15 protein-coding genes are annotated in these 13585 nt (G+C 52.1%); 4 read left to right on the top strand and 11 right to left on the bottom strand.

Annotated elements, in window-relative coordinates; all coding sequences use genetic code 11:
• The first annotated feature begins 1 nt into the window (after window position 1).
• Complete coding sequence (gene pgsA, locus L3K52_13250; GenBank protein UOG91164.1) at window positions 2-550, top strand: CDP-diacylglycerol--glycerol-3-phosphate 3-phosphatidyltransferase; 549 nt, start codon at window positions 2-4, stop codon at window positions 548-550.
• Here pgsA and L3K52_13245 read toward each other — a convergent pair.
• The 11 genes from L3K52_13245 to L3K52_13195 all read right to left on the bottom strand — a co-directional run bounded on the left by L3K52_13245 (window position 545) and on the right by L3K52_13195 (window position 8951).
• On the bottom strand, window positions 545-1762 hold the full coding sequence (locus L3K52_13245; GenBank protein ID UOG91163.1) for a hypothetical protein: 1218 nt from the start codon (window positions 1760-1762) through the stop codon (window positions 545-547). The two genes, pgsA and L3K52_13245, sit on opposite strands and share 6 nt — an antisense overlap.
• 95 nt (window positions 1763-1857) lie before the next feature.
• Complete coding sequence (locus L3K52_13240; GenBank protein UOG91162.1) at window positions 1858-2490, bottom strand: hypothetical protein; 633 nt, start codon at window positions 2488-2490, stop codon at window positions 1858-1860.
• Between the two features lie 153 nt (window positions 2491-2643).
• The gene (locus tag L3K52_13235; GenBank protein UOG91161.1) at window positions 2644-3717 is read right to left on the bottom strand and encodes an OmpA family protein; all 1074 of its coding nucleotides are present in this window, start codon (window positions 3715-3717) and stop codon (window positions 2644-2646) included.
• Between the two features lie 135 nt (window positions 3718-3852).
• The gene (locus L3K52_13230) at window positions 3853-4272 is read right to left on the bottom strand and encodes a rhodanese-like domain-containing protein (GenBank protein ID UOG91160.1); all 420 of its coding nucleotides are present in this window, start codon (window positions 4270-4272) and stop codon (window positions 3853-3855) included.
• Between the two features lie 3 nt (window positions 4273-4275).
• Entirely contained in the window at window positions 4276-4548 is a 273-nt protein-coding gene (locus L3K52_13225; protein UOG91159.1) for a succinate dehydrogenase assembly factor 2, read from the bottom strand.
• Window positions 4541-4777: a succinate dehydrogenase assembly factor 2 gene (locus L3K52_13220; protein ID UOG91158.1), complete on the bottom strand. Its 237-nt coding sequence runs from the start codon at window positions 4775-4777 to the stop codon at window positions 4541-4543. Before L3K52_13220 ends, L3K52_13225 begins: the two co-directional genes overlap by 8 nt.
• A gap of 59 nt (window positions 4778-4836) precedes the next feature.
• A complete protein-coding gene (locus L3K52_13215) occupies window positions 4837-5616 on the bottom strand; it encodes a succinate dehydrogenase iron-sulfur subunit (GenBank protein UOG91157.1) in 780 nt (259 codons plus the stop codon).
• A 14-nt stretch (window positions 5617-5630) separates the two neighbouring features.
• Window positions 5631-7418, bottom strand: coding sequence for a succinate dehydrogenase flavoprotein subunit (sdhA, locus tag L3K52_13210; protein UOG91156.1), 1788 nt, complete (start codon window positions 7416-7418; stop codon window positions 5631-5633).
• A 22-nt stretch (window positions 7419-7440) separates the two neighbouring features.
• Window positions 7441-7818, bottom strand: a complete 378-nt coding sequence (gene sdhD / locus L3K52_13205; GenBank protein ID UOG91155.1) for a succinate dehydrogenase, hydrophobic membrane anchor protein — start codon at window positions 7816-7818, stop codon at window positions 7441-7443.
• Window positions 7819-7841: 23 nt separating this feature from the next.
• Entirely contained in the window at window positions 7842-8219 is a 378-nt protein-coding gene (gene sdhC, locus L3K52_13200) for a succinate dehydrogenase, cytochrome b556 subunit (protein ID UOG91154.1), read from the bottom strand.
• Between the two features lie 42 nt (window positions 8220-8261).
• Window positions 8262-8951 (bottom strand): GntR family transcriptional regulator, encoded by a 690-nt coding sequence (locus tag L3K52_13195; GenBank protein ID UOG91153.1) that lies wholly within the window; start codon window positions 8949-8951, stop codon window positions 8262-8264.
• A gap of 262 nt (window positions 8952-9213) precedes the next feature.
• On the opposite strand from L3K52_13195, the gene L3K52_13190 reads away from it, so the two are divergent.
• Genes L3K52_13190 through L3K52_13180 form a run of 3 tightly spaced genes read left to right on the top strand, consistent with a single transcriptional unit; the run spans window position 9214 to window position 13476 of the window.
• Window positions 9214-11931, top strand: coding sequence for a 2-oxoglutarate dehydrogenase E1 component (locus L3K52_13190; GenBank protein UOG91152.1), 2718 nt, complete (start codon window positions 9214-9216; stop codon window positions 11929-11931).
• Window positions 11928-13058, top strand: coding sequence for an AFG1 family ATPase (locus L3K52_13185; protein UOG91151.1), 1131 nt, complete (start codon window positions 11928-11930; stop codon window positions 13056-13058). The genes L3K52_13190 and L3K52_13185 overlap by 4 nt, the downstream gene beginning before the upstream one ends.
• Before the next feature lie 58 nt (window positions 13059-13116).
• Window positions 13117-13476, top strand: a complete 360-nt coding sequence (locus L3K52_13180) for a hypothetical protein (GenBank protein ID UOG91150.1) — start codon at window positions 13117-13119, stop codon at window positions 13474-13476.
• The last annotated feature ends 109 nt before the right edge of the window (window positions 13477-13585 follow it).

Here is a 13585-nt window from a genome sequence, read left to right as displayed (position 1 = left end):
TATGGTATTCAACCTGCCGGTGTTGCTGACATGGCTGCGGATTGCGTTTATTCCGCTGTTAGTATTCCTGTTTTATCTGGACAAGCCATGGGCACCCTTAGCGGCGGCTCTCTTGTTCGCGATTGCCGGTTTGACCGATTGGGCAGATGGCTATTTGGCGCGTTTATGGCAACAAGAATCGCGTTTCGGTGCGTTTCTCGACCCGGTTGCTGACAAGTTGATCGTGGCAGTCGCACTGATTTTACTGGTGGAACGCGAAGTGAATATTTGGATCACGCTGGCAACCGTGATCATTATCGGGCGCGAACTGGTGATTTCGGCGTTGCGCGAGTGGATGGCGGAATCCGGCAATCGTTCCAAAGTAGCGGTGGCTTTCATGGGCAAGCTGAAAACCACCGCGCAAATCATTGCGCTGATTTGCTTGTTGTATAACCACGATTTGTTTGGAGTGTTGCCCCTGCGCGAAATCGGTTTAGTCGCATTATTTATTGCGACGGTACTGACCGTCTGGTCGATGGTGCTGTACCTGCGCAGTGCGTTCAGTTCATAAGCTGTCTTGGTATGCTTTTAATTCTTCCCAGTCCCCTTTTGCAGCGAGCGCTGCTTGCTTTGGCCAACTTGACGTGTCGTGTTGGCTGAATTGTTCGTCTTCTACGATTAACAGGGCTTGCAGTTTTTGGTGCGAAGTTTCTGCTAATTGCTGGTAAGTGTGGATGCCCGCACGGTGTAAGATAGAAGCAAACGTGGGGCCAATTCCTGCCAATTTTTGCAAGTCGTCATGCTTTAGGGACAAATTGCTGGCAAGTTTATCGGTGAGTTCTTTGGCGCTGGCTGCCAGCGTAGCGAATGTTGAACTGCCTTTCACCAACGTTTCCGAGCCGAAGGTGCTTCCTTTTGAACTGAGATCGTTACCGATTTCTTTGGCTTTGTGCAGCCATTCGTTGCTGAGGGGCGCGGCTTTTTCTTTGAGGTGTTCCACGCTGTCTTTGGCTTTGTGCAGCCATTCGTTGGCAGTGGGTGTGGCTCTTTCGGTAAGTTGTTCCACACTGTCTTTGGCTTTGTGCAGCCAATCGTTCAACACGTTTAGCGTGGTGTCTTTGCTGGTTTGGTTGTCGGTTGCTTCTGGCGTATCCGGTGCATCAATAATGGGTTTGTGGGGGTCGATGGCAGCGAGTAATGGATCAGTTTTCATGGTTGTTAATTCATCTGGTGGATCAATAATCGGTTTGTGCGGGTCAAGATTGGCTAACAGTGGGTCAAGTTTCCATGATTCGGTTGGTATCGGTTCATTGTGCATGGTGGTTGCCTCCAGTGTGTTATCTGGTTCTGGTGTTTCTAAATCAATGATGGGTTTGTGTGGGTCGATTGCAGCCAGCAGCGGGTCAATTTCTGGCAGCAGGGGTAATTCGTCATGCGTCGGCAAATCGTCAGTCATCGGTAAAGTCACAAGGGGTACTTTAGGGACGTAGACATCTATCACAGCTTGCGGGCGCGAAAATTGGGGTACTTCAAGTTCAGGCGCTGGCATGACAGGCTTCGCGCGTAAATTTGGCGTGTGAATGTCGAAATCACGGGTGTGATATTTGCCGGTTGGTACGGGGGTGATGCCAAGTGGAACGATTTTTTTCTTGATGTGGCAGCAAACGCCCATTTGACGCAAGAAGCGGCAAAGTAAGATGCCAACGACAAAGCTCAGTAGCAGTAGCGCGATGACTTCCCCTGTTGCCATGCCAAATGTATAAGGGGGAGGCGTGTTATTCATGATTGGCATTCCTTATTCAATGCATGAGAAATGGCGACCAAATTAGCATCCTGCTAACAAAAACCGGCAATTTGCCGGTTTTTGTGGGGGGGCATTTAGATTTGTCCGCCGATTAGCAGGTTTTGGTATTCCTTGAGGCGTTCCCACTCGCCCTTATTAGCCAATTCTGCTTGGTAAGGCCAGCTTTTAGGGTCATGCATTTTAAACTGACTGCCTGCTTCTTCCAGTATCGGCTTGAGTTCTTCCGGCGTCATGGAGGCGAGTTGCGCGAAGTTACGGACGCCCGCTGCGTTGAGCACTTGCTCCAGTTTGGGGCCAATACCTTCCAGTTTTTTAAGATCATCTTTATGACCCAAGGCTATGCTAGTGAGACCAGGCGCAATATCACCCATGCTGGTGGTGCTGCCCGCATCAATCACCTCGTGACGAAGGGGCACGTTCGGTACCGGGGGTTCAGGGTTACGCAATAGGCTATTAATATCCGCTGTGTAGCCGCCAGCTTTCAGATCTTTGCTGGGAAATTCGCGTGGAGTACGCTGACCTTCCGGTGTGGTGCTGGTATGACCTAAGGAAAATTCTCTGGTTTTAAGCGGCTGACTGGCGCAGCAAATACCCAATTTACGCAATAGCCAGCACAGCAGCATCCCCAGCAAAAAGGCGCCTAGCAGCAATAAAACGATTTCCAGACTGGCAACACCGAAGGTGTAGTCGGCAGTTGTTTGCTTCATGAATTACTCCTCATGACCTGAGCGGTTGCGAAAATAACAGAACAGGAAACCCAACAAGAATGCACCTGCGAGCATGAGGATGACTTCCAGACTGGCGCTGGTCATGTCATAACGGCTTGTAATGTCTTTAAACATGGTAACAACTCCAATCGTTTATTTTACTGGGGTGATTTCAACACGGCGGTTTTTCTTGCGACCGTCTTCCGTATTGTTGTCAGCAATCGGTTTGTCGGCGCCTTCAGAAGCGGCTGATACGCGGTCTTTAGGGGCACCAAGGTCAATCAAGGTTTTTTGGAGCATTTCGGCACGTTTCAAGCCGAGGGCTTTGTTCTTAGCAGGATCACCTTTGTTGTCAGTGTGACCGACGATAGTCACTTTTGCGCTGCTATTGTCCTTGAGGAATTGTGCCACTTTCTCAAAATATTCTTTGGTGCTGGTGGCTAATTGTGGGTTTGCGGAGCCTGTAGGGAAGGTGAGGACAGCAGGACTAATGTCACCATTTTGAGTGGTGCTAGTGGTTTCCATGGTAACTTTATCAGCGTCAGCTTTGTCCGTTTCGGCTTTGGCTTGTGCTTCAGCAGCGGCTTTATCCGCATCGGCTTTGGCTTGTGCTTCAGCAGCGGTTTTATCCGCATCGGCTTTGGCTTGTGCTTCAGCAGCGGCTTTATCCGCATCGGCTTTGGCTTGTGCTTCAGCAGCGGCTTTATCAGTGTCAACTTTATTCGCGTCAGTTTTGCCCGCATCGGCTGCTTGGATAACGTCACTGCCGTTAGCCGCAGGGTCAAGATAATCCGCCAGTTGGTTGTTGTTGGTGTCGGTTGCATCATCAACATTGCCGTCGCCGTTCGGATCGGCCTTTTCAGCCGCTGTCAACACGCCGTCACCGTCGTCGTCATCGTCTAGTGCGTCAATTTTGCCGTCGCCATCGGTGTCTTGTGGGTCGCGCGCTAACTCGATGAAGTCAGAAATGCCGTCACCGTCACTGTCTTCTTTGTTAGAATCCAATCCTAGGGTTTTTTCTTTTGCATCGGGAATACCGTCGCTATCGGTGTCGGTAGTGTCATCGTTTGGCAATGCCGCAACGCCGGTTGCTGCCGCACCTACGGCCACTTGCGCAGCGGTGGTTTCAGTGCCGCAGAAGCCTTTCACTTTGCAGGTGTACCACCACCAGCTACCTACTCCCCAGATACCGGCTAACAGTAGCACGATTAATGATTTCGTTTTCATGCAGGTGAAACTCCTTGTCTCGGAAAATGTTTGAATGACGTCACTAGACACACTTTTTATAGTATGCAATACCGTGGATTACAACCGCGTTATTCTTTGCATGAAAATAGCATGAACGGTAGAGATTTGCTGACTTTAGCACTGTTCCCACGGCAAGCCGTGAAAACGCCAGCCGCCCAATGTGCTCCGATGCTGCTGTTCATCCCGTTCACCTTCAAACCCTTCGTTGATGTGCATGACGTGTTGAAAACCCGCATCCAGCAAGGCATTAGCGGCTTCACGCGAGCGTTTACCGCTGCGGCAAATTAAAATGACCTGCGCTGTTTTGGGGGGTATTTCTTTAAAACGGCTTGCCAACAATTGCTCAATTTCGTTGGCAAAATGTGGATTAACTTCCCAGTCGGGTTCGTCAATCCACGCAATGTGTACTGACCCGACGGGATGACCGACAAACAAATATTCCATCGCAGAACGAATATCAACCAAAATGCTGTGCGGGCTGGTTTGCAATAAGGCGTGAGCAGCGGTAGGGGAAAGCTCGTGTAATTCCGTCATGGGTTATCCTCCGGCGTTGTTGTCATGGTGCTGGCGCACTTTTTCAATAATAGCGCACATGCCGGTATCGCGGGGCTGGCGATTACCAATTAGCCAATCGAGAATTTCTTGATCCTTCGATTTTAATAAACGCTCGAATGCAAATTGCTCACCCATGTCGAGCGTTTGAAAGCAATCCTGCAAGAAATTTCCCAACGGGCGATCCAATGCCTGCAACGTGCGCCGACATGCCCAGCGTAGCCGTACCAAGCGTTCAGCTTGTTGCTGTTCAGTCATTGACGACACGCAGTTTGGCAATCAGGTCGTTGTATTCGTTAGGAAAGGGAATCGTGTCTAGCAGCATGTCCCAGATGAGTGGGTCTTGCATTGCCAGCAATTCGTCCAAGCGTTGCTGCTCAATTGGGCTGGCAGTGGGGTAATGGCGTTCTAAATAGTGCTGGAAAATGACATCCAGTTCTTTCAAACCGCGCCGACAACGCATTTTCAAGCGGGAAAGTTCACTCATGGTGCCGTGTCCTGTTAGGGTGAGAATAGGGGCGAAAAATCTTTCGCCCCTACAACGGCTTAACGCCGTTCGATCATCTTTTTCTTGAGTTCTGCAATGGATTTCGCCGGGTTCAACCCCTTCGGACACGTATTCGTGCAGTTCATAATGGTGTGGCAACGGTAAAGTTTGAACGGGTCTTCCAAATTGTCCAGACGTTCGCCCGTGGCTTCATCACGGCTATCCACCACCCAACGATTGGCTTGCAGCAATACCGCAGGCCCCAAATAACGGTCACTGTTCCACCAGTAGCTGGGGCAAGACGTTGAACAGCACGCGCATAAAATGCACTCGTAGTGATTGTCCAGTTTCTTGCGGTCTTCCGGCGATTGCAGGCGTTCGCGATCCGGGGGCGCAGGCGTTTGGGTCTGCATCCACGGCTTGATCGAGGCATATTGCGCGTAGAAATGCGTCAAATCGGGGATCAAATCCTTCACCACTTCCATGTGTGGCAAAGGGCTGATTTGCACATCGCCCTCGCAAGCGTCAATCGCTTTGATACACGCCAGTGTGTTGGTGCCGTCGATATTCATCGAGCACGAACCGCAAATTCCTTCACGGCACGAGCGGCGGAAAGTCAAGGTCGGGTCAATCTCGTTCTTGATTTTCAGCAAGGCATCCAACACCATCGGCCCGCATTGGTCGAGGTCGATTTCGTAGGTATCCCAACGCGGATTTTCGCCGCTATCCGGGTCGTAACGGTAAACCCGGAAATTTTTCACGCGGGTCGCACCGGCAGGGGCAGCCCAGGTTTTGCCACTCTTGACGATTGAGTTAGCCGGTAAAGTAAATTCAGCCATGACAATGCTCCCTGTTAGTAAACCCGTTTCTTCGGCGCTATGTATTCAATGTCATCCGTCAACGTGTAGGTGTGGACGGGGCGGTAGTCGATGGATACTTTGCCGGTCTCATCGACCCATGCGATCGAGTGCTTCATCCACTCATCATCGTTACGCTCCGGGAAGTCTTCACGGGCATGAGCGCCCCGGCTTTCTTCACGGTTCATCGCGCATTGAATCGAGGTTTGAGCGCAATCCAGCATATTGGCCAATTCAAACGTTTCCATTAGATCCGAGTTCCAAATCAAACTGCGGTCTTTTAACCCAATGTCACTGAAGCTGGCATAAATGGCGTTCATTTTATCCATGCCTTCCTGCAAGGTTTCAGCGCTGCGGAAAACGGCTGCGTGCTTTTGCATGGTATGCTGCATCGCTTCCCGGATTTGTGCGGTGTTAGCGGTGCCATCGCCCTGATGAATGCGTTTGAAACGTGCCAGTGCTTTTTCCACGCCTGCTGCTGGTAGCTCAGGTTGAGTCGCGCCGGGGGTAACGGTTTCGCCACAACGGTTGGCAGCAGCACGCCCAAATACCACGATGTCGAGCAAGGAATTCGAGCCGAGGCGGTTCGCGCCATGCACCGAAACGCACGCACATTCGCCAATCGCCATCAAGCCTGGAACCACGCTGTCGGTTTCGCCATCTTTCAATGTGACCACTTCGCCGTGGTAATTGGTGGGAATGCCGCCCATGTTGTAATGCACAGTGGGCAGTACTGGAATCGGCTGTTTGGTCACATCCACACCCGCAAAAATACGCGCACTCTCGGCGATACCCGGTAGACGCTCATTGATAACTTCAGGGCCTAAGTGTTCCAGATGCAAATAAATATGGTCTTGTTTCGCCCCAACGCCGCGACCTTCATTGATTTCAATGGTCATGGAGCGGCTCACCACGTCACGCGAGGCCAAGTCTTTGGCATTTGGCGCGTAACGTTCCATGAAACGTTCACCGTTGGCATTGGTCAGGTAGCCACCTTCGCCGCGCACCCCTTCGGTAATTAAACAGCCTGCGCCGTAAATGCCGGTCGGGTGGAACTGGGTAAATTCCATGTCTTGCAATGGCAAACCTGCTCGCGTCACCATGCCGTTACCGTCGCCGGTACAGGTGTGCGCCGAGGTTGCCGAGAAATACGCCCGCCCGTAACCGCCGGTTGCCAACACGACTTTCTGCGCCCGGAAAATACGCAGAATGCCGCTGGCTAAATCCCACGCCAGCACCCCACGGCACACGCCCTCCTCGTCCATAATCAGGTCGGTCGCGAAATGCTCAACGAAAAATACCGCGTCGTGACGCAAGGATTGCTGATACAGCGTGTGCAGAATCGCATGACCCGTGCGGTCAGCCGCCGCACAAGTGCGATGCGCAATGCCTTTACCGAATTCGGTGGTCATCCCGCCGAACGGACGCTGATAAATGCGGCCTTCTTCCGTGCGCGAAAACGGCACACCTTGGTGTTCCAGCTCGATCACTGCCGGAATCGCTTCGCGGCACATGTATTCAATCGCGTCTTGGTCGCCCAGCCAGTCCGAGCCTTTTACGGTGTCGTACATATGCCATTGCCATTTATCCGGCCCCATATTGCCGAGCGCGGCGGACATCCCACCTTGCGCTGCCACCGTATGGCTACGGGTCGGGAATACTTTGGTAATACATGCCGTGGACAAGCCTTTTACCGCCATCCCGAAAGTAGCACGCAAACCCGCACCACCCGCGCCCACGACCACGACATCGTAGGTATGATGTTCAATTTTGTATTCAGTCATTGTGTAATCAACCTCTGTGTCATTAGCCCGCGAATGCGACCCGTAAAATACTCAAAATGCTGCTGGTTCCCAGCAACACCAGCACCAGTTTCATGCCAATTAATGCGGCAAGCTTGATGCCTTCGTGATGCACATAATCTTCAATCACCACGGTCAAGCCCAGACTGGCATGGAAGAACGCCGTGAACACAAACAAGGTCAGCATGGTAGTGGTGAACGGTTCTGCAAACCACGCGGCAACGCTGGCATAATCATTACCCGTGTGGGCAGCCACCGAAAATACCATCCATAAAACCAATGGAATCAAGGCAATAGCAGTGACGCGCTGTGTCCACCAATGGCTAACCCCGCTGGTGGTTCCCAGACCGCTGGCACGTTTGAAAGGTGTCAATAAACTCATGTGTAGCAATTCCTCAACAGGGTTCAAGCAACAAGCCAAAGCAGGACAGTCAGCGCGAACGACGCGCCCACCACAATTTTACCGCCCAAGTAAACGCTAGGCAGATCCAAACCATGCCCGCTGTCCCACACCAAATGGCGGATACCGTTAGACAGGTGATAAAATAATGCCCAAGACCAACCAAACAACACCAGTTTGCCGAACCATGAGCCAAGAATTGCATTCGCATTCGCAAAAGATTCCGCACCCCCGGCAATGGCAGCCAGCCAATACGTCACCAGCAGTGTACCGATAGCCAACACCACCCCCGTGCCTCGGTGCAGGATCGACAGCACCGACGTGAGTTGCGGCTTGTACACCTGCAAGTGGGGTGAAAGCGGTCGTTTGTTCGCGGTCTTCATAGAGTATCCCCGTTAATAAAAAGCTAGAAAGCGTGTACGCGGTTAGGTGTCTGAGATCGGCATCTGTTCCAATAACTTGCAAGCATAATCCCGCGAAGCCCGGATATGATGGCGCATCAGCGTTTCCGCCATTTCCCCATCGCGCCGCTCAATCGCTGACACGATCAGGTTGTGTTCCTGAAAAGCTTGTTCGCTGCGACTAAACCCGGACTTGAGGCGGAAACGGTAGAACCGTACCAAGTCATACAAGTCCTGACATAACATGCGAATCAGGCGTTTATTCTTGCTGCCTTGAATAATCGAAAAGTGAAAATCCAAGTCAACGTCGTGTTGTGAATAGCTTTGGTGCTGCGCAATTTCGGCTTGGTGGCGTTCCAGAATCTTGCGCAAATGTACCAATTCCTCTGCTGTCATGTGTTCGGCGGCGAGTCGTGCCGCCATACCTTCGGTGGCTTCGCGTATTTGGTAAATTTCCAACAGTTGCTCTGTGGAAAATCCGATGATGCGTGCACCAATATTGGGCTTGCGCGTCACCAAATTGCAGTTTTCCAGTTTGCCGATCGCTTCACGCAACGAACCTCTGCTCACGCCATAAGCTGCTGCCAGCTCTGGCTCACTAATTTTTTTCCCAGCGGGGATTTCACCCACCAAAATGGCACGGCGCAAATCAAGAAATAACTTGTCTGCAATCGTTACCGGATCCTGCAATTTGCAGGCAGTCAGAAAGGCCATGGTGCTACCTCGTTTTGTCGACATCTTGTCTGTTGTGTTGACAATAATACCGCGAAACAGCGTTTTTTCAAGAAAAACATCCTGACATTGTTGACACTTTGAAGCTATAATGTCGACACTATAACCAAGAAATGACAGTGTTTACCCCGAATACGTGGGTAGCAACGCACCTTAAGACACCAAGATGTCGACAATGCACTACTTTGTTGCACTGCGTCAAGTCAGAAATGTTTGCTATTTACCATCAATGCAGGTTGGAGATATGAAAAGCGATACGCTATACCTAGAGGAAATGTACGGGCAATACTTGCGTGAGCCTGCGCTTGTGCCGACAAGCTTACAAACCTACTTTGCTTCCCTGCCTCCAGCAGGTATTCCCTTGGCACAAAGCACCGATATGGAGCATGAGCGCAAGCAGGTTAAAGTCTTGCAGCTTATCAATGCTTACCGCTTCCTTGGTCATTTCCACGCCAAAACCAATCCGCTGGATGAAAATACCCCGGCGTTTGTGAAGGAATTAACGCTGGCCTATCACTCGTTGAGTGAGGCGGATCTGAATACCACCTTTAATACCGGCTCCTTGGTTGCCGCCGATCAACTGACTTTGCGTGAAATCATTGCGCAATTAGAAGCCACGTATTGCGGCTCAATTGGGGTGCAATACATGCACACCACTAGCACCGAGCAAAAGCGCTGGGTGCAACAACGTTTAGAAAGTGTGCGTTCTACCCCCACGTTTAGCCCGGCTGAGAAGCTGGAGATCCTCGACCGTCTTACCGCCGCAGAAGGTTTGGAGCGTTACCTGCACACCAACTACGTCGGGCAAAAGCGCTTCTCATTGGAAGGCGGCGAAAGCTTGATTCCGATGCTCAATACCCTGATCCAGCACGGCGGCAGCTTGGGTGCGCAGGAAATGGTCATCGGCATGGCGCACCGGGGGCGTCTCAATGTGCTGGTCAATGTATTGGGTAAAGCGCCCGCATTGTTGTTCGGTGAATTTGAAGGCAAATACGCGAATAACGGCGACCGTACCGGCGATGTGAAATACCACATGGGTTTTGCTTCCGACATGATGACCCCCGGCGGGCCGTTGCACGTCGCGATGGCGTTCAACCCTTCGCATTTGGAAATCGTTGGCCCGGTGGTGCAAGGGGCGGTACGCGCTCGTCAAGACCGTTGGGATGATGCCGGTGGCGACAAGATTATTCCGGTGGTATTGCACGGGGATGCGGCATTCGCGGGGCAGGGCGTGAACATGGAAATGCTGCAAATGGCGGATACCCGTGGCTACCGCACTTACGGCACGATTCATATTGTGATTAACAATCAGGTAGGCTTTACCACCAGTACTGCCGCTGATGCGCGTTCTACCTATTACTGCACCGACGTTGCCAAGATGGTTGATTCGCCGGTATTCCACGTCAACGGCGATGACCCGGAAGCGGTGGTGCTGATAACACAAATCGCCTTCGATTTCCGCGCGAAATTCGACAAAGATGTGGTGATTGACTTGGTGTGCTACCGCCGCCACGGTCACAACGAAGCCGACGAGCCATCCGCCACCCAACCCGTGATGTACCGCAAAATCCGCGCATTGCCGACTACTCGCGAACTGTATGCACGGCGTTTGACAGGTGAGGGTGTGATTACGGCAGAAGACGCGCAGGAACGGGTGCAACGTTGCCGCCAGCAATTGACCAACGGTGCGCCGACCGTGCCGCATTTGCTGGAAAAGGGTGAAGTGCAGAATCCACACCCGGTTAAATGGGGACGTTTTGCCGCTGGTGCATGGGATATGCCGGTGGATACCACCATCAGTGCGGATGCCGTCAAAAACCTCGGTGCCAAGCTCACCGTGTACCCGGAAGATTTCAAGCTCAATTCCCGCGTTGCCCGCATCGTGGCTGACCGCAAGAAGATGGCGGCGGGCGAACAGCTGATGGACTGGGGTTTCTGTGAAAACTTGGCTTACGCCTCGCTGATTGACGAAGGCTATCCGATTCGTTTGTCGGGTGAAGACTGCGGGCGTGGTACGTTTTTCCATCGCCATGCGGTATTCCACGAACAGGAAAGCGGCGCAACCTTCGTGCCCTTGCAACACCTTTCCGAAGCGCAAATGCCGTTTGTGGTCATCGACTCCTTGCTCTCGGAAGAAGCAGTGCTGGCATTTGAATACGGTTATGCCACTACCGAAGCCAATACGCTCGTCATCTGGGAGGCGCAATTCGGCGACTTCGCTAACTGTGCGCAAGTGGTCATTGACCAGTTTATCAGCTCCGGTGAACAGAAATGGGGGCGTTTATGCGGGCTGGTGATGTTATTGCCACACGGCTTTGAAGGGCAGGGGCCGGAACACTCGTCAGCGCGGTTGGAACGATACTTGCAGTTGTGCGCCCAAAACAATATGCAGGTGTGCGTACCGAGTACGCCTGCGCAAGCGTTCCACATGTTGCGCCGCCAGATGGTGCGTGATTACCGCGCCCCGCTGATTGTGATGACCCCGAAAAGCTTGTTGCGCCACCCCTTGGCGGTGAACAGCATGGAAGACCTTACCGAGCGTGGCTTCCAGAATGTCATCGACGAAATCGACGCGCTGGACCCGCTGAAGGTAACGCGCTTGGTCATGTGCAGCGGCAAGGTGTATTACGACCTGCTGGAACAGCGCCGTAAAGTCGGGCTGGATGACGTGGCCTTGGTGCGTATTGAACAGATCTACCCGTTCCCGGAAGCGGATATGAATGTGATATTGGATCGTTACCCGAATATCGCCGTGAATGTGTGGTGTCAGGAAGAGCCGTTGAATCAGGGCGCATGGTTAAGCATTCAGCCCGCGTTGCGTCTCGTATTGGGTGGCATGGCGCGTTTGGATGTGGTAAGCCGCCCCGCTTCAGCGTCGCCGGCGGTGGGTAGTGCCAAAGTTCATGCTGCACAGCAGCAAGAATTGGTGAATAATGCCTTAGGAATCAGGGTTGAGTCATGAAAGAAGGAAACGTTATGCCGCTATTGAAGCATTACCACGACGCCATCAAGGAGGGCGCGATCCAACACGATCCCGCCCAACTCGAAGGTATCAAGGTCTTGCAAGAGGTTTGGAATGGCTTGCTCAAACCGCGTGAAACGGCGCGTGTGGCACGTTCGCGGGGTTTGTTGGCGGTGTTTTCCAAGCGGCATGACGTAGTGATTGAGCCAGTGCGCGGCGCTTACCTGTGGGGGGGCGTCGGGCGCGGCAAAACTTGGTTGATGGATATGTTCTATTCGCGTCTGCCGCTGACCGAAAAGCGGCGGATGCATTACCACCATTTCATGTTCTTCATTCATGAGGAACTGAAACGGCTGGCGCACCATCGTAGCCCATTGGAGGCATTGGCGGCGCAATTGGCACAAGAAGTGCGCCTGTTGTGCATCGACGAATTCCACGTCATGGACATTGTGGACGCGATGTTGTTGCACGGTTTGCTGGATGCGATGTGCAAACACGGCATTACTTTGGTAACGACGTCTAACCGTCCGCCGGATGATTTGTATTTGAACGGTTTGCAGCGCGAACGTTTTTTACCTGCGATTGCGTTACTGAAAAAGCATACGCATGTGGTCGAGTTGGATAACCAGATTGACTACCGCATGTTGAAGCGTGTCAGCCAAGACAGCTTTTTGGAAGACGACGATGCGGTGTTGGTGGAACACGAGCTGGAAAAATGTTTCGCGGAACTCGCCAGCGGTGCGATTGAAGTGGGGCAGGACATTGACGTGCAAGGGCGTTGCTTGCCGACGCATCGTTTGTCTGAAAACATTGTGTGGTTTGATTTCAAGACTTTGTGTGAAACGGCGCGTTCTACCCGCGATTACATCGAGTTGGCAGAACGTTTTGATTACATTGTGTTATCGGGTCTGCATGTGTTGACCGAGGAACACGAGTCGGCAGCACGGCGTTTCCTGAATCTGATTGATGAATTGTATGACCGGCAGGTGCAGTTTATTTTTTCCACGACGATTGCGCTGGATAATTTGTATCAGGGTGAGAAATTGCGCTTTGAATTTCAGCGGGCGTTGAGTCGCTTGAATGAGATGCAAGGTGACGATTATCAGTCGGTGCGTTTTGCTGAATAAAAAATAGCCATTTTGGTTGGTCACGGGTAAAATACCTCAAAACGCGAGGTGTTTATTAATGAAGACTACGACGAAAACGGCATCAGTAAAGGGCTTGCTGATGTTGGGGATGCTGTTGAACGTAACAGCTTGTGGCACGGTATCTACGCCGCTGTCTTATCATTCTATCCATTCGATTACCAAACCGTTTGCGTTGCGCACCAACGATATGCAGTTGCAGCAACGCCAGTGCACGAATAGCTATTTGTTGATGCAGGATTGTGATGCGGTGGTGCGGCGTGATTTCCGTCTCAGGGATAACGTGCGCGAGAATGTGTTCGATAACTTGTCTGATCGCTTGTTTGCGAATGGTCGTTCCAACGGTAAAGCACGCTGGCGGCTGAAGCGCGATCGGGTGGAATGGCAATACCGTTTTTAAGCGCGTTGGGTGGGCGGGATCAGTATTGCATTAACCCCGCCAGCGTGACGGAATCAGCACTTCATGGTTTTGTTCGGGTAGAATCGGAACACCGTCGGAAGCGACCCGG

This window comes from Candidatus Thiothrix sulfatifontis, assembly GCA_022828425.1.
Classification (GTDB): Bacteria; Pseudomonadota; Gammaproteobacteria; order Thiotrichales; family Thiotrichaceae; genus Thiothrix; species Thiothrix sulfatifontis.
The sequence above is the reverse complement of the archived record's forward strand: the minus strand, read 5'-3'. Positions and strand labels throughout refer to the sequence as shown.